This window comes from Amycolatopsis sp. 505, from assembly GCF_031625235.1.
Lineage (GTDB): Bacteria > Actinomycetota > Actinomycetes > Mycobacteriales > Pseudonocardiaceae > Amycolatopsis.
Genome location: NZ_JACKQP010000004.1, coordinates 540,860 through 556,275, shown reverse-complemented (window position 1 = coordinate 556,275; position 15,416 = coordinate 540,860). Strand labels below are relative to the sequence as shown.

General features: G+C 71.3%; 17 protein-coding genes. 10 read left to right on the top strand and 7 right to left on the bottom strand.

The features are described 5' to 3' along the window. Nucleotides 1–34 precede the first annotated feature (34 nt). Together H5965_RS18525 and H5965_RS18520 are read left to right on the top strand one after the other, a co-directional pair. A complete protein-coding gene (locus tag H5965_RS18525) occupies nucleotides 35–418 on the top strand; it encodes a hypothetical protein (protein ID WP_310971253.1) in 384 nt (127 codons plus the stop codon). A gap of 55 nt (nucleotides 419–473) precedes the next feature. After that, complete coding sequence (locus H5965_RS18520; RefSeq protein WP_310971252.1) at nucleotides 474–935, top strand: phage tail protein; 462 nt, start codon at nucleotides 474–476, stop codon at nucleotides 933–935. A 3-nt stretch (nucleotides 936–938) separates the two neighbouring features. Here the strand turns inward: H5965_RS18520 and H5965_RS18515 are convergent, their stop codons facing one another. The 3 genes from H5965_RS18515 to H5965_RS18505 are packed head-to-tail and all read right to left on the bottom strand — an operon-like array spanning nucleotide 939 to nucleotide 2,776. Beyond that, nucleotides 939–1,805: an aminoglycoside phosphotransferase family protein gene (locus H5965_RS18515; protein WP_310971251.1), complete on the bottom strand. Its 867-nt coding sequence runs from the start codon at nucleotides 1,803–1,805 to the stop codon at nucleotides 939–941. Between the two features lie 57 nt (nucleotides 1,806–1,862). Beyond that, complete coding sequence (infA, locus tag H5965_RS18510) at nucleotides 1,863–2,084, bottom strand: translation initiation factor IF-1 (RefSeq protein WP_310971250.1); 222 nt, start codon at nucleotides 2,082–2,084, stop codon at nucleotides 1,863–1,865. Further along, the gene (locus tag H5965_RS18505; RefSeq protein ID WP_310971249.1) at nucleotides 2,084–2,776 is read right to left on the bottom strand and encodes a GNAT family N-acetyltransferase; all 693 of its coding nucleotides are present in this window, start codon (nucleotides 2,774–2,776) and stop codon (nucleotides 2,084–2,086) included. The genes infA and H5965_RS18505 overlap by 1 nt, the downstream gene beginning before the upstream one ends. A gap of 251 nt (nucleotides 2,777–3,027) precedes the next feature. Between H5965_RS18505 and H5965_RS18500 the strand changes: the two genes are divergently transcribed. The 3 genes from H5965_RS18500 to H5965_RS18490 all read left to right on the top strand — a co-directional run bounded on the left by H5965_RS18500 (nucleotide 3,028) and on the right by H5965_RS18490 (nucleotide 5,446). Further along, nucleotides 3,028–3,654 carry a glyoxalase gene (locus tag H5965_RS18500; RefSeq protein ID WP_310971248.1) on the top strand — a complete coding sequence of 209 codons (627 nt, stop codon included), beginning with the start codon at nucleotides 3,028–3,030 and terminating at the stop codon, nucleotides 3,652–3,654. 61 nt (nucleotides 3,655–3,715) lie between these two features. Further along, on the top strand, nucleotides 3,716–4,507 hold the full coding sequence (locus H5965_RS18495) for a DNA-formamidopyrimidine glycosylase family protein (RefSeq protein WP_310971247.1): 792 nt from the start codon (nucleotides 3,716–3,718) through the stop codon (nucleotides 4,505–4,507). A 144-nt stretch (nucleotides 4,508–4,651) separates the two neighbouring features. After that, nucleotides 4,652–5,446 (top strand): PIG-L family deacetylase, encoded by a 795-nt coding sequence (locus H5965_RS18490; protein WP_310971246.1) that lies wholly within the window; start codon nucleotides 4,652–4,654, stop codon nucleotides 5,444–5,446. Between the two features lie 775 nt (nucleotides 5,447–6,221). On the opposite strand, the gene H5965_RS18485 is transcribed toward H5965_RS18490, so the two are convergent. After that, nucleotides 6,222–6,620, bottom strand: a complete 399-nt coding sequence (locus H5965_RS18485) for a RidA family protein (RefSeq protein WP_310971245.1) — start codon at nucleotides 6,618–6,620, stop codon at nucleotides 6,222–6,224. A gap of 54 nt (nucleotides 6,621–6,674) precedes the next feature. Here H5965_RS18485 and mtnA point away from each other — a divergent pair, with 54 nt between their 5' ends. After that, complete coding sequence (gene mtnA, locus H5965_RS18480; RefSeq protein WP_310971244.1) at nucleotides 6,675–7,649, top strand: S-methyl-5-thioribose-1-phosphate isomerase; 975 nt, start codon at nucleotides 6,675–6,677, stop codon at nucleotides 7,647–7,649. On the opposite strand, the gene H5965_RS18475 is transcribed toward mtnA, so the two are convergent. Then, nucleotides 7,606–7,821, bottom strand: coding sequence for a ferredoxin (locus H5965_RS18475; protein ID WP_200876502.1), 216 nt, complete (start codon nucleotides 7,819–7,821; stop codon nucleotides 7,606–7,608). The two genes, mtnA and H5965_RS18475, sit on opposite strands and share 44 nt — an antisense overlap. 2 nt (nucleotides 7,822–7,823) lie before the next feature. Next, nucleotides 7,824–9,014, bottom strand: a complete 1,191-nt coding sequence (locus H5965_RS18470) for a cytochrome P450 (RefSeq protein WP_310971243.1) — start codon at nucleotides 9,012–9,014, stop codon at nucleotides 7,824–7,826. A gap of 1,104 nt (nucleotides 9,015–10,118) precedes the next feature. Between H5965_RS18470 and H5965_RS18465 the strand changes: the two genes are divergently transcribed. From H5965_RS18465 to H5965_RS18450, 4 genes are read left to right on the top strand one after another with little or no spacing between them, the layout of a single operon-like run. Next, on the top strand, nucleotides 10,119–10,628 hold the full coding sequence (locus H5965_RS18465; RefSeq protein ID WP_310971242.1) for a PadR family transcriptional regulator: 510 nt from the start codon (nucleotides 10,119–10,121) through the stop codon (nucleotides 10,626–10,628). Beyond that, nucleotides 10,625–11,830, top strand: coding sequence for a cytochrome P450 (locus H5965_RS18460; protein ID WP_310971241.1), 1,206 nt, complete (start codon nucleotides 10,625–10,627; stop codon nucleotides 11,828–11,830). The genes H5965_RS18465 and H5965_RS18460 overlap by 4 nt, the downstream gene beginning before the upstream one ends. Before the next feature lie 4 nt (nucleotides 11,831–11,834). After that, the gene (locus H5965_RS18455) at nucleotides 11,835–12,032 is read left to right on the top strand and encodes a ferredoxin (protein ID WP_310971240.1); all 198 of its coding nucleotides are present in this window, start codon (nucleotides 11,835–11,837) and stop codon (nucleotides 12,030–12,032) included. Between the two features lie 43 nt (nucleotides 12,033–12,075). Continuing rightward, on the top strand, nucleotides 12,076–12,636 hold the full coding sequence (locus H5965_RS18450; RefSeq protein WP_310971239.1) for a TetR family transcriptional regulator: 561 nt from the start codon (nucleotides 12,076–12,078) through the stop codon (nucleotides 12,634–12,636). On the opposite strand, the gene H5965_RS18445 is transcribed toward H5965_RS18450, so the two are convergent. Then, on the bottom strand, nucleotides 12,637–15,372 hold the full coding sequence (locus H5965_RS18445) for an FAD-binding and (Fe-S)-binding domain-containing protein (RefSeq protein ID WP_310971238.1): 2,736 nt from the start codon (nucleotides 15,370–15,372) through the stop codon (nucleotides 12,637–12,639). Between the last annotated feature and the right edge of the window lie 44 nt (nucleotides 15,373–15,416).

Genomic DNA, 15,416 nt, shown 5'->3' with positions numbered 1-15,416 from the left:
GCGCTTCGCCAACCCACGCTCGGAGGAGAAAACCATGAACCGACGGAAGGCGCTCTCGCTCGTGACCGTCCCCTTGGCCCTGGCCGGGCTGGTCTTCGCTCCCGGTCCGGCCGCTTCGGCGACGGTGCTCGCGTGCAACGACCACTTCCACACCATCAACGGCGCGGACCCCAACGGGCACTGGCCGCCCTACGGCGAGGCCGTGACGACGTCCTACTGCTACGACATCAACGTCAAGATGACCGAGACGGTCAGCGTCTCCACGTGCTTCCTGCCCTCGAGCGGCGGCATCTCCTGCAACAGCCGGCGGACGGTGTACGCCAACACCTGGGGACTCGCGGCCACCGACGTCAAGGACGGCACCCACTTCTACCTGAGCTTCAGCAAGGAAGGCGTGTACGGCCGGGCGTCCTACTGACCGGGCGCGGGAGCGCCTACGCTGGGTCCGAACCGGACGCACGCGGAGGATCGCCATGCCCCACACCGTCGACTTCGACACCGTTTCGACCGCCGGCCTGGAGTCGTCGCCGGTGGCGGACGCGCTGGCCGGGCTGCGGGCGAACGAGGCCCGGTACTTCAAGAACAAGTACGGCCACGTCTTCACCGTCGAACCCGCGAGCGACGCCCGGGAGGCCGTCGACCTGGTGCACCGCATCCTCGAGGAAGAACGCGGCATCGTCATCGCCTCGCCGCCGCTCGAGGCCACCGCCTTCCAGGTGGAGAACGTCCGCTGGACCTACGTCTTCTACGAGAACGGCCTGTCGGTCAACGTCCTGTACACCGTGGACGAGGGCGGGAAGCGGGCCGTCGGGTTCAAGCTCTCCGACGGCATGGACGTCCCCGAGGAGCTGTCCTCCTTCAAGTTCGCCCGCCAGAAGTCCAAGCTGGCCGGCACCATCCGCGGCTCCTACTTCGTCATCAAGAACGAGTACTGACCCTCACCCGGCGAGGGCCTCGGTGATCTGGCGGGTCGTCTGCGCCGCGACACGCGGGTTGACGGCCGCGTACGTGACGTAGGCGTTCAGGCCGGTCGCCAGGGCCCAGCCGCGGCCGCGGGTCCACGTCGCCTCGTCCACGCCGAGCGCGGCGCGGAACGTCGCCCGCGTCTCGGCCGACAGGAGCGTGAAGGCGATCATCAGGTCGCACGCCGGGTCGCCGACGCCGAACTCGCCGAAGTCGATGACCGCGCTGAGGCGCCCGCCGGTCGTCAGCAGGTTGCCCGTGTGGAAGTCGCCGTGGCACCAGACCGGCGAACCGGACCGGGCGGGGGCCGCGAGGGCGGCGTCCCACAGGCCGGTCAGCGCCGTGCCGTCGAACGCGGCGCCGACCTGGCCGATGGCGGCCCGGGTCGCGGTGTCCCGGGTGGCCAGCGGCCGGGCGCCGCCGTCCGCGGGTTCGGCGTCGAACCGGTGGAGCGCGGTCAGGAACCCGGCCAGCTCGACGGCGGCCTCGTGCGAGCCCGACAGCGCTTCGACCGTGGCCACCTCGCCGTCCAGCCAGCGCGACACCGCCCACGGCCACGGGTACCCGAAGTCCGGTTCGCCCACCGCGACCGGCGCGGGAATGGCCAGCGGCAGGTGCGGGGCCAGCCGCGGCAGCCACTCCGCCTCCTTCTGCGCCTGCCCGATCGCGCCGGAGTGGCGGGGCAGCCGGACCGACAGCTCCGCGCCGAGCCGGAAGATGACGTGGTCCGACCCGGCCGGGGTGAACCGGGTCAGCGGCAGCCCGGCCCAGCGCGGGAACTGCGTGTCGACCAGCCGTCGCGCCAGTGCGCCGTCGATGGCCGGGTTCGCCTGCGTCGTCAAGGAAACTCCTCCGGGGAAGCCGTCGCCGGGCCCGCGGACCCGGCGACGGCCCCGCAACTAGGTCCGGTAGCGGAACAGGATCCGCCCGCGGTTCAGGTCATAGGGGCTCAGCTCCACCAGGACCCGGTCGAACGGCAGGATCTTGATGAAGTTCTTCCGGATCTTCCCGCTGATGTGCGCGAGCACCTTGTGCCCGTTCTCCAGCTCCACCCGGAACGTCGCGTTGCGCAGGCACTCGACGACCGTGCCTTCGACTTCGATGCCGGCGGTGTTCCCCATCAGCGCAGCACCAGCTCGACGTTGCCGCCCACCTGGCGGGCTCCGGCGCCCTCGAACAACGCGAGCGCCGCCGGGTTCGCTTCGTTCACCTCGGCCGTGACCGCCGGGATTCCCTTGTGGTGCAACGTGTCCAGCACGTGGACCAGCAACGCGCGGCCGATCCCGGACCGCTGCCGGTCCGCGCGGACCGCGAGCAGGCCGATCCGCGGCCGGCGCGTCACCGCCGCCAGCCGGAGCAGGCCGACGTACCCGTCCTCGGCCGCGGCCACCGTGTACTTCGTGAGGTCCAGCGGCGGGGCCATGACCTCCGCGGGCATCTCCTGCCAGCCGATCGTGGCCTCGACCTCGGCGCGGATCGTCGTCTCCAGCGAGCGCAGCAGGTCGGGATCGGACGGCGGCCGGATCGTCACGCCCGGCGGCGGGGAAGCCGGGCCCGCGGCCGTGGGCAGCACGTACTCCCGCTCACGGCGCCGCGGCGTGAACCCGACGGCTTCCCAGCGGGCCCGGAGATCGGTGTCGGCTTCGTCGACCACGGTGTGGAGCGGTCTGGGGAGGGTGGGCAGCATGTCGGCCGCGAGCAGCGCGAAGTCCGCGTCGGTCCACGTGTCGATGCTGAGGAAGAGGCGGCCGTCCGGTCGCCGGGACACTTCCCCGCGGCCGGCCACGTCCGGCCGTTCGTGCAGATGGTTCATGGTGTCGCCTTTCGGGAGTACCGGTTCCAGGTGCTCCCGGCGACAGCTAGGCCGGCCCGCCCGTGACGACGAGGGGGAGCACCCACAACGTTGCAGCGTTCACGGGTCTCACCTCCCAGGGCCGGGTCACGGACGGCGGAAAGCTATCAGACGGCCGCGCACCCCGCCCACTCCTTTTTCCGCGAGCGGCCGCGCAGACCGATCAGGAATCGAGAAGCGCCGGTCAGCGGCCCGGACCTAGCGTTACCGGCATGACGAACATCGAAACCATCACCCTCGAAGTTGCCGACACCGCCGCCGCCGAGCGCTTCTACGCCGAGGCCTTCGGGCTCACCACCCAGCTGCGGTTCCGGGTCGCGGACGCGCCGAGCGACGGCTTCCGCGGCTTCACCCTCTCCCTCACCGTGCCGCAGCCCGCGGACGTCGACTCCCTGATCGGGACCGCCCTCGCGGCCGGGGCCACGACCATCAAGCCGGCCACCAAGTCCATGTGGGGCTACGGCGGCACGGTCCGGGCGCCGGACGGGACGATCTGGAAGCTCGCGACCTCGGCCAAGAAGAACACCGGCCCCGCCACCCGCACGATCGACGCCATCGTGCTCCTGCTCGGCGTCGGCGATGTGGCCGCGAGCAAGAAGTTCTACGTCGGCCAGGGCATGACCGTCGGCAAGAGCTTCGGCAAGGTGTACGTCGAGTTCGACGCCGGCGAAAGCCCCGTCAAGCTGGCGCTGTACCGCCGCAAGGCGCTGGCCAAGGACGCCGGCGTCGCCCCCGAGGGCAGCGGCTCGCACCGGATCGCGGTCGGCGGCGCGGCTTCGGCGTTCACCGACCCGGACGGGTTCGCTTGGGAGACCACCGCTTCGGCGAGCCTCTCCTGATCACCCGCTCATCGGCCGCCTGGCGCGGCGCGACCGGCGTCCCTGACGCAGACTGGATCGCGTGCCCGAACTCCCCGAAGTGGAACTCGCCCGGCAGGTCCTCGCCGGTGCCCTCGACCGGAAGATCCGTTCGGTCGACGACCACGACGACTGGGTCTGCCGCCCGCACGCCCCCGGCGACATCGCGACGGCGTTGCGCGGCGGCCGGCTGGTGGCCGCGCACCGGCGGGGCAAGACGCTCTGGTGCGAAACGGAAAGCCGGGACGGGCGGCCCGGGCCGAACCTCGGGCTGCACCTCGGGATGGCCGGGCAGCTGCGGTTCGCGGGCCGCAGCGGGCCACCCGGGCGGGCGCGCGACCGGGTGGAGAAACCCGAGTGGTTCCGGTTCGGGATCACTTTCGCCGACGGCGAACAGCTGCGCCTGTTCGACACGCGGCGGCTCAGCCGGGTGCGGCTCGACCCGGACCTCGACGCGCTCGGCCCGGACGCCGGGGAGGCGTCGCGGCGCGAGTTCGCCGAGCGCGTCGGCCGCGGACGGGCGCCGCTGAAGGCGCGGCTGCTGGACCAGTCGGTGGTGGCCGGGATCGGCAACCTGCTGGCCGACGAAACCCTGTGGCAGGCGGCGTTGTCCCCGGCGCGGCCGGTGAACGAGCTGACCGGCGACGACCTCGCGAACCTGCACAAGGCGCTGCGGAAGGCGTTGCGCGCGGCGATCCGCCACGGCGGCGTGCACACGGGCGAGGTCATCGGCCACCGCCGGGCGGGCGGCCACTGCCCGCGCTGCGGCGCGGAGATGCACCACGGGACGGTCGGCGGCCGGTCGACGTGGTGGTGCTCGAAGGAGCAGGCCTAGCGGGGCCGAGCCAGGACGCTTTCGCGCTGGGCGCGCAGGAACGCCGGGCAACGTCGTCTTCTCGCTCACGGTCGCGGACCATGGCGGACAGGAGCGCATCCTGGCGGGCGGTTTTTGTCGGGGGTACCCGGTAACGTCGCGGACATGGCAACACTGGTCACCTTCCACGCCCACCCGGACGACGAGTGCCTCCGCACCGCGGGCGTCATGCGCAAAGCCGTCGAAGACGGGCACCGGGTCGTGCTCGTCGTCGCCACCAAGGGCGAGGTCGGCGAGGTCCCCGACGGTTTCCTCGCCGAGGGCGAGAAGCTGGAGGACAGGCGCGTCCAGGAGTCGTACGCGGCGGCGGAGATCCTCGGCGTCGAGCGCGTCGAGTTCCTCGGCTACCGCGACTCGGGGATGATGGGCGAGCCGACGAACGACGACCCGGCGTGCTTCTGGCGCGCCGACGTCGAAAAGGCGGCCGAGCAGCTCGCGGCGATCCTGCGCGAGGAGTCGGCCGACGTCCTGACGGTGTACGACGACAACGGCGACTACGGCCACCCGGACCACATCCAGGTCCATCGGGTCGGCCTCCGCGCGGCGGAGCTGGCCGGCACTTCGCGCGTCTTCCAGGCGACGTTCAACAGGGAGTTCATGCAGCGAGGCTTCGAAGCGGCGGTGGCGGCCGGCCAGATCCCCCCGGAGGCGGCCCCGAAGCCCCCGGAGAACGTGGAGTTCGGCAAGCCGGAGGCCGAGATCACGGCGGCGGTGGACGTGTCGAAGTACGCCCCGGTGAAGAGGGCGGCGATGCGCGCGCACCCGAGCCAGATCAGCGAGGACATGTTCATGCTGGCCATGCCGGACGACGCATTCACGTTCGCCTTCGGCACGGAGTGGTTCATCCGCTGGGGCCAGGGCCCGGGAATCACCGAAACCGACCTGATGGCCGGCCTCTGACCCACCCAGGGCTCGCTTAGCCGCGGCAGCCCGGCAGGGTGCTCCGGTCCCCGGCCAGGTGGGCCAGCCGCCGGGGCTGGGCAGGGTGCTCCGAGCCCCAGCCAGGTGAGCCAGTCAACCGGGGCCGGTTACCCCTGGCCCGGCGAGGCAGGTTGGCCGGTCAGCCGGGGCCGACTGCCCCTGAGCCGAGCCAGGTCGGCCAAGCCGATGGCCGGTTACCCCTGGGCCTGGGGGGGGGCAGGTTGGCCGGTCAGCCGGGGCCGACTACCCCTGGGCCAGGCCAGGTCGGCCAAGCCGGTGGTCGGTTACCCCTGGGCCGGGCAGGTTGGCCGAGCCGGGCCTGCGCGGGCGAACCGGGCGGGCGGGCGGGCGCGGCGAATGAGCCGGGCGGGGCGGGCGAGCGGGCAGAGTGGCAACCGGTCGGCCAACGCGAATGGCCCGCCGGTGCCGTGTCGTCCCTCCAATCACGCATGATGACCCTTCAATCACGCGAGATCGCTCCCCAATTACGCGGGATCCGTCTCCAGCCACGCGAGACCCGGGCCCGAGCCCGAGCCCGCGAACCGACCCTCCCGGTAGGCGAGTCGTCCGTCCAGGTACACGTGTCGTCCATCCAGGTACGCGAGTCGTCCGTCCAGGTACACGTGTCGTCCATCCAGGTACGCGAGTCGTCCATCCAAGTACGCGAGTCGTCCGTCCCGGTACGGCGGACTCGCGCGATCAGGGGCATAACTCGCGTGAGCGGGCGCGCAACTCGCGTAAGCAGGCGGGCTTCTCAGGCGAGGGCGGCGGTCACGTCCAGCTCAACCAACTGCCCCGGGTACCCCAGCTGGGCGACCCCCAGCAGGGTGCTCGCCGAAGCGAACGCGGCCGCGATCGGGGAGGACGTCAGGCGGGTCCAGACCGAGGACAGCACCGCGCGGTCCTCCGTCGCCACGTAGATCACCGTGCGGACCACGTCGGCCGGGGACGCGCCCGCGAACTCCAAAGCCATCGCCGTGTTGGCCGCCACCTGGTCCACCTGGGCCAGCAGGTCACCCGATACCACGGAGCCGTCCGGGGTCAGGGGGCACTGGCCCGCCAGGTACACCGTGCGGGGCGCCGAGGTCACCGTCACGTGGTGGTAGCCCGGCGGTGTGTGCAAGCCCGGCGGGTTCTGCCGTTCAATGGTCACCGCCCCATCTTCACCGGCCGGGCAACCGAAAAACCGAGAAACCGAGGAGGGCTCGTGCGCAGGACCATCGACTGGGCCGACGGCGCCATCGTCATCATCGACCAGACCGCGCTGCCCACCGAATTCCGGCTGCTCGAGCTCCGGACCGTCGACGAACTCGTCGACGCCGTCCAGCGGCTCGCCGTCCGGGGCGCCCCCGCTCTCGGGGCCGCCGGGGCGCTCGGCGTGGCCCTCTCCGCCCACCAGCGCCGCGATGTGCATCGAGACGCCGAGCGCATCGCGCACGCGCGCCCCACCGCCGTCAACCTCGCCTGGGGTGTCGAACGGGCCCTCGCACAACTCGAAAACGGACCGGAGGCCGTCCTCGAAGAAGCCCGAGCGCTGCTCGACGAAGACGAACGGCTCAACAAGACAGCCTCGCACCACGCCGCCGAGATCGTGCTCGCCGAGTGCTCCCGGCGCCCCCTCCGGCTGCTCACCCACTGCAACGCCGGACGCCTCGCCACCGTCGGCTGGGGCAGCGCCCTGGGCGTCGTCTGGCACCTGCACACCCGCGGGCTCGTCGAAGAAGTTCTCGTCGACGAGACGCGCCCGCTGCTCCAAGGCGCCCGGCTGACCGCCTGGGAGCTCGCCCAGGAGAACGTCCCCTACCGCGTCCAGCCCGACTCGGCCGCCGCCGCCGCGATGGCGCGCGGGCTGGTCGACTGCGTGCTCGTCGGCGCCGACCGGATCGCCGCGAACGGGGACGTCGCCAACAAGATCGGCACCTACGGCCTCGCCATCGCCGCGAAGCACCACGGCATCCCGTTCGTCGTGGTCGCCCCATCGTCCACAGTGGACAGCCAACTCGCGGACGGCACCGGCATCACCATCGAGGAACGCGACGCCCGCGAGCTGACCGAACACACCACGCAGGTCTTCAACCCCGCCTTCGACGTGACCCCGTTCGACCTCATCACCGCCGTGGTCACCGAGCACGGCACCTTCAGGGGCGCGGACCGATCTCCCGGCCCCCGTCGGTCACCGTGATCGCCATCGCCGGGCACGAGTCCGCCACGTCCAGCACCGTCTCGTCGGCCTCCACCGACGGCGTCACCGGGTGGGCCACCGCGCCGTCGAGGGTGAACACCTCCGGCATCAGGGCCGCGCACATCCCCGACCCGATGCAGGTGTGTTCGTCGACCTTCACGTCCCAGCTCATCATCACCATCCGATCGGCATCGACCGCGGTCCGCGGACGAGCATCTGCGTCTTCCACACGATATCGCCGGCGAGGTGCAACCCCGGCATCTCGGTGACCAACGCGCGCAGCGCCTCCTGCAGCTCCAGCCGGGCCAGCGGCGCGCCCAGGCAGTGGTGGACGCCGTGGCCGAAGCCCAGGTGGTGGTTCTCCGGGCGGTCGAAGTTCAGCTTCTCCGCGTCGCCGAACTGGAGCGCGTCGCGGTTGGCCGCGCCGATCGCCACCAGCACCGGTTCACCCGCCCGGACCAGCACGCCGCCGACCGAGACGTCTTCGGTGGCGTAGCGCGCGAATCCCGCGCCGGCGCCGAGCGGCACGAACCGCAGCAGCTCCTCGACGGCCGCCGGGATCAGGTCCGGGTCGGCACAGAGCCTCGCCCACTGCGAGGGCTGGTCCAGCAGCGCGTAGACGAAGTTCGGGATCTGGCTCGCCGTCGTCTCGTGCCCGGCGACGAGGATGCCGACGCACAGGTCGACCAGCTCCAGCTCGGTCAGCCGGTCGCGGACGTCGCGGGCCTCGATCAAGGCCGTCATCAGGTCGTCCTGGGGCCGCGCGCGGTGGTCGGCGATCAGGCCGCGCATGTAGTCGCGCAGCTCTTCGCGGTTGCGCTCGAACTCTTCCGGCGTCAGCCCGCTCGTGGACAGCGCCGCGTCGCTCCACACGCGGAACTTCGGCCGGTCGGCGACCGGGACGCCGAGCAGCTCGCAGATCACCGCGACCGGGATCGGCAACGCGTAGGCGTCGACGAGGTCGGCGGGCGCGCCGGCCGCCTTCATCTCCGCGATCAGCTCGGACGCCAGCGAGGCGACGCGCGGCCGCAGCAGCTCGACGCGGCGCATGGTGAACGCCTTCGCGACCAGCGTCCGCAGCCGCGTGTGGTCGGGCGGGTCCATCTGCAGGATGCCGCCGTCCCGCACGACCGGCGAACGGCGCGGAGCGTCCTTTTCCTTCTCCATCGCCCGCGAGAACCGGCGATCGCCCAGCACCAGCCGGGCGTCGGCGTACCGGGTGGCCAGCCACGCCGGCTCGCCGTAGGTCATCTTCACCCGGACCATGCCCTCGGCGTCCCGGGCGGCCGCGTAGGCCTCGTTCAGGTCGAGCCCGGCCTCCTCGTTGAACGGGTACGCGAGCGGTTCGGTGTGGGTGGCGGTCATGCGGGAACCCCCGTGCTCCAGGTTTGTAAGCAGCTGCTTACAACGCTACACAGACCACGCGCTCACGTCGGGCGCCAAGGCAAACACATTGCGTGAAGGCGGTGGCTCACTCGCGGAGACCGAGCACCCGCAGAGGCCAATCCACGATCTTCTCGGCGACGCCGGCCAAGCCTGACGGTTCAGGATCCGACTCCGGCTCGGGCGACTCCGGTGTTGGGGTTGCGACCGGAGTCGGACTCGACGTCACCACCGGCGTTTCCGGTGATCGCGGCTTCGTCTCAGGCGTCGATGAAGGCTTCGGCTCCGCGCTCACCTCACTCGAGGGAGCCGTGGTCGACGTCGCGCTCGGTCTACTCGTGGTCGGCGGAGCCGTAGAGCACTCGCCCGACCCGGGACCCGGCTTGCCCCCACCAACGGGAGCTTCGGACTTCGGCGAACCGGACAGCCCGACGACCGGCGTAGGCGCCACCGAAGTGGTAACCCCCGGCTGCGCCGGCACCGGGTCGACCTTTGTGACTACTTCGACCCAGTAGACCCCCCTGCCAGGGCCAAGCTTCCGGTGACCGCACAGGAAACGGCCATTGCAGAACTGACTTTGCGACTTTTCTTCTGTCGCTTGGCCGTCAATTTGACGAATTCCGTCTCCGTCTCCTTTTCCGACGCCCGCCAAACGTCGAAAAGGAGCTTTCCCAGTAATCGTCGACGGTCGGTCTCGTTCGCGGAATCTTCCGACTCAGCAGGCGGTCCGATCGACAAGATCATCTCCTTACACTGGCTCAACCGCGGAGGTCGCCCGTGACAATAGCTCGACCGCCGAGGCTCGCAACCACGACCCCTGACACCGGACAAGGCCGAGTAAAATTCACCCGAAATGATTCAGTTCACAAGCAACAAGCGGCCGGAAAACACCCCGAACAACCCAATAGAGTGACATTCATTCGCATGACTTTCACCGTCCAGTGAGAGCAAGAGCGACGCGGCAAACGGAGACGACGTCGAGCATCGAGTCGAGCACCGAGAGTCACCGCCGTAACGGAAAGTTTCTCCCCACCTGTCACGATCCGCCATTGCCCGGTCACCGAACCCTAGGTTACGGTGACCTAGGTGTGGATCGAGATCCTGCTGCTGTCCAAGCTGGCCGTCGAGCCGATGCACGGCTACGAACTGCGCAAGGCGGTGGAGGCCTCGACCGGCCACACCTTGTCGAACAACTCGCTCTACCCGACCCTGCGGCGTTTCGTCGACGCGGGCGCGGTGAGCCGCAGCGCCGAGGAGCAGGAGGCCAAGCCGCCGCGGCACGTCTACACGATCACCGAAGTCGGGCGGGAACTGCTGCACGACCTGCTCGCGGACTTCCCGGCCGACCTGGCGCTCAACGAACCGGAGTTCCTGGCCCGCGTCGGGAACTTCGCCTGGCTGCGCCCGCACGAACGGGCGCGGGTGCTCGAAATCCGCAGGACCGCACTGACCGCCGAACAGGCGCGGCTCACCGGGCTCGCCGCCGGCCAGGCCGACCAGTGGAGCCGAGCCGCGCTGCACCACGTGCTCGGGAAGTTCGACGCCGAGCTCCGCTGGCTCGCCGAGCTCACCACCGATCCGAGGGAAGACGCATGACCACCACCGAAGAAACGCCCCGCCTCCCCTTCGCCCGCGCGGACGCGCTCGCCATCGCCCCGGATTACGCCGTCCTCCGCCGGCAGGCGCCGATCAGCCGGGTGCTCACCCCGGCCGGCGATCCGGCCTGGCTGGTGACGTCCTACGAGGAGGCCAAGGAGGTCTTCCGCGACCGCCGCTTCGGCCGGTCGCACCCGGCGCCGGAACAGGCGTCGCGGATCTCCTACGCCGCGGTGCAGGACGGCCCGAGCGGCGACTTCGAGAGCGAAGAGCGCGAGCACAAGCGGATGCGCCGGATGCTGGCGCCCGCCTTCTCCGCACCCCGCATGCGCGCCCTCGGCGACCGCATCGCGGAACTGACCGACCGCTGCCTCGACGACCTGGAAGCCGCGCGTGCCGCCGGGCCCGTCGACCTGACCGACTTCCTCGCCTTCCCCCTGCCGGTGCTGGTGATCTGCGAGCTGCTCGGCGTCCCGTACGCCGACCGCGCGCACTTCCGCGGGCTGTCGGAGCGGATCGCGCTGATGGACGGCGGCGCGGACGCCCAGGCGGCCATGGCGGAATTCATGGCCTACATGACGGAACTGGCCGACGCCAAGCGCGCGGACCCGCAGCCCGACGTCATCTCCGACCTGGTCGCGTTCCAGGCCGAAGACCCGACCTTCACCGACGAAGACCTCGCCCGGCTGGGCGCCGGACTGCTGTTCGCCGGCCACGAGACGACGTCGACGCGCATCGCGATGGGCACGCTCTTCCTGCTCAGCGACACCGCCCGGCGCGACCGCTTCGCCGCCGATCCCGAGGGCCAGGTCAACCAGACGGTCGAGGAGATCCTGCGGCTGACCGCGACCAGCGGCACCGGCCTGCTCCGCTACGCGCACGAAGACGTCGAGATCGCCGGGACGCGGATCATGCGCGGCGACGCCGTGCTCATCTCCAGCGACGCGGCCAACCGGGACGCTTCGGTGTTCGCCGACCCGGACGGCTTCGACCCGGACCGGACGCCGAACGTGCACCTCGCCTTCGGCACCGGCGCCCACGTCTGCATCGGCGCCAACCTCGCCCGCACCGAGCTGCGCACGGTGTTCCCCAAGCTGTTCCGCCGCTTCCCCGGCCTGCGGCTCGCCGTCGGGATCGGCGAAATCCCGGTGCGCACCAACCGCGTGGCCGGCGGCGTCGAGCGCGTTCCCGTGGAGTGGTGAGCCGATGAAGATCACCGTCGACACCGGGAGCTGCGTCTCGTCCGGCCAGTGCGTTCTGCTGGCGCCGGAGACGTTCGACCAGAACGAGGACGACGGCACGGTCGTCCTCCTCGCCGAGGAACCGCCGTCCGGCGAGGAAGAAGCGGTCCGGCAGGCCGAACTGACCTGCCCGGCCGCGGCGATCCACCTTTCCGGCAGCTAGGGGTTGTCGCGCCCGCGTCCGGTTTGCCGGTTAACCTGCTTCGATGACGGAACAGGCCGGCCGCAAGCGGGACGCGGCCGCGACGCGGCTGGCGTTGCTCGACGCCGCCGAAAAGCTGTTCGCCGAACGCGGGTTCGACCGGACGACCGTGCGGGACATCGCCAAGCTGGCCGGGGCGAACCAGTCGCTGCTGTTCCGCTACTTCGGCAGCAAGGAAGCGCTGTTCGAGGCGGTCATCGCCCGGTCGGGCCGCGAGCAGCTCGCCGCCACCTCGCCCGAGCGGCTCTTCAGCACGTCCCTGCGCAGCATGCTGGAACCCGGACGGCAGAACCGGGCGCTGGAGACGTACCTGCGCTCGTCGGGCAGCGACGGCGTCGCGGCCGCCATCCGGCAGGAGGTCGGCCGCGAGTACGCCGAGGTGCTCGCCACCCTGACCGACGCCCCGGACGCCGAACTGCGCGCCGACCTCGCGCTCGCCTGGCTGATGGGCATCGCGCTGGTCCGCGAGGTCACCGGGAAGGAACCCCTGGCGGGTGCCGATCCCGAGGACATCTGCCGGCTCGTCCTCACCGGCGTCAAGACGCTGCTCGAGCGCAGCGAATAGTCACGGCAGCGCCCGCCGCAGCAGCTCCGCGAGGTGCACCGGTGTCCGCCCGGACTCCTGGGCGATCTGCGTCCGGCAGCTGAAGCCGTCCGACACCACCACCGTGTCCGGGGCGGCCGCGCGGATCGCGGGCAGCATCCGGTCCTCCGCCACCGCCTTCGAGACGTCGTAGTGGCCGCGCTCGAAGCCGAAGTTGCCCGCCAGGCCGCAACAACCCGAATCCAACGTCGTGTTGCGCACGCCCGCGGCCTTCAGCGCGGACTCGTCGGCACCGAAGCCCAGCACCGCGTGCTGGTGGCAGTGGACCTGCGTGATCGCGTCGACGTCGAGGGCCGCGAACGGGATCGGCGCCCGCTCCAGCAGTTCGGCGAACGTGAACGTCCGGGACGCCAGCAGCGAAGCACGCGCGTCGCCCGGCATCAGCGCGGGCAGGTCGCCGCGGAACAATGCCGTGCAGCTCGGTTCCAGGCCCGCCACCTCGTAGCCGTCTTCCAAGTAGGGCGCCAGCACGGACAGCGTCCGGTCCAGCACGCGGCGGGCGACGCCGAGCTGGCCCGTCGACACCCACGTCAGTCCACAACAGACTCCACGGTCCGGGAGGACGACGTCGTAGCCCGCCGCGGTGAGCACCTCGTAAGCGGCATCCAGCACCGACGGCGTCAGGTAGTTGTTGAACGAGTCCGGCCACAGCACGACCCGGCGCTCCCCTGACGCCCTCCGCCGGAGGTCCGCACGCGAGGACGTGAAAGGGGAAGGTGCGAAGGAAGGCAGCGAACGTTCCGGCGCGATCCCGCCGAGCCGTTTCACCAAACCCGCCAAGCGAGACCGTCCCACGAGATTGGCCAGCCGCGGGGCGCGAGCGCTGAGCCGCAACCACAGCGGCAGCCAGCCCATCGAATAGTGCGACGCCGGGCGCAGCCGCCGCCGGTAGTGCTGGTGCAGGAACTCGGCCTTGTACGTCGCCATGTCGACGTCGACCGGGCAATCCGACAGACACCCCTTGCAGGACAAGCACAAATCGAGAGCGTCACGGACTTCTTCCGAGCGCCAGCCGTCCTTGATGACCTCGCCGTTGAGCATCTCGGCGAGCAGGTGGGCCCGGCCGCGCGTCGAGTGCTGCTCCTCGCGGGTGGCCCGGTAGCTCGGGCACATCACGCCGCCCCCGCTGGTGTTGCGGCACTTCCCCACGCCGACACAGCGCCGCATCGCCTGGCCGAAGTTCCCGCGGTCCTCCGGGTACCCGAGGAAGACACTGTCCTCGAAGGACTTCGACGTCGACCGCACCCGGAGGTCGGCGTCGATCGGCCGCGGCGCGACCAGGATGCCGGGGTTCATCCGCCCGGCCGGGTCGAAGATCGCCTTGAACCGCGCGAAGACGTCCAGCATCTCCGGGCTGTACATCCGGGACAGCAGCTCGGAGCGCGCCTGGCCGTCGCCGTGCTCGCCGGACAGCGAACCGCCGTGCGCGGCGACGAGGTCCGCCGCCTCCTCCAGGAACCGCCGGAAGTCCGCCACACCGGACGCGGACAGCAGGTCGAAGTCCAGCCGCAGGTGCAGGCAGCCTTCGCCGTAGTGCCCGTAGACGACGCTGCGGCGGCCGTGCGCCCGCATCAAGGACTTGAACTCGCGCAGGTACGCGCCGAGCCGCTCGGGCGGGACGGCGGCGTCCTCCCAGCCGGGCCAGGCTTCCGAGCCGTCGGCGAGCCGCGTCGCGAGCCCGGCGCCTTCTTCGCGGATGCGCCACAGCCGGCGTTGCGCGGCCGGGTCGTCGAGGATCGCGAAGCCCGTCAGGTCGAGCGACGCAGCGAGGGAACGGGCCCGCGCCGCCGGGTCGTCCCCGGCCAGCTCGACGAACAGCCACGCCCCGCCCGGCGGCAGGTCACCCGCCCGGCCGGGCAGCATCGCGACCAGCTCGGCGTCCACGCCTTCGACGGTCAGCGGCGACCACGGCAGGATCGACGGCACCGCGTCCGCCGCCGCGATGTCGGAGGGGAAGCCGAGCACCGCGAGCACCCGCTCGCGCGGCAACTCGGCCAGCGAAACCGTCGCCTCCAGGATGGTCACGCAGGTGCCCTCGCTGCCGACCAGGGCCTTGGCGACGTCGAAGCCGTTCTCCGGCAACAGGTGTTCGAGCCCGTAGCCGGACACGCGGCGCGGCCACGTCGAAAGTTCCCTGCGCAGCACCGCCAGGTTGTCGCGCACCAGCGCGCGCAGCTCGTCGAAGATCCGGCCTTCGGCGGGTTCGTCCGGGCCCACCCGCAGCCGCGTGCCGTCGTAGAGCAGGACGTCCAGGGAGCGGACGACGTCGACCGTGCGCCCCCAGGCCACCGAGTGCGAGCCGCACGCGTTGTTGCCGATCATCCCGCCGAGCGTGCAGCGGCTGTGCGTCGACGGGTCCGGGCCGAACCGCAGGCCGTGCGGGGCCGCGACCGCCTGCAGGTCGTCCAGCACCGTCCCCGGCAGCACCCGCGCCAGCCGCGTCGACGGGTCCAGCGAGAGCACCCCGCCGAGGTGGCGCGAGGTGTCGATCACCAGGCCGGGCCCGCACGCGTTCCCGGCGACGCTCGTGCCGCCGCCACGGGCGATCACCGGCAGGTCGCGATCGCGCGCGGCCGCGACCGCCGCGACGACGTCGTCGACGGTCCGCGGCAGCACCACCCCGCGCGGCACGTGGCGGTAGTTGGACGCGTCGGTCGTGTACAGCGCGAGCGTGGCGGCGTCGGTGAGGATCTCCACACCCCCATTCAAGTCGACCGGAGGCCGCCGTACCTCTCCAGCCG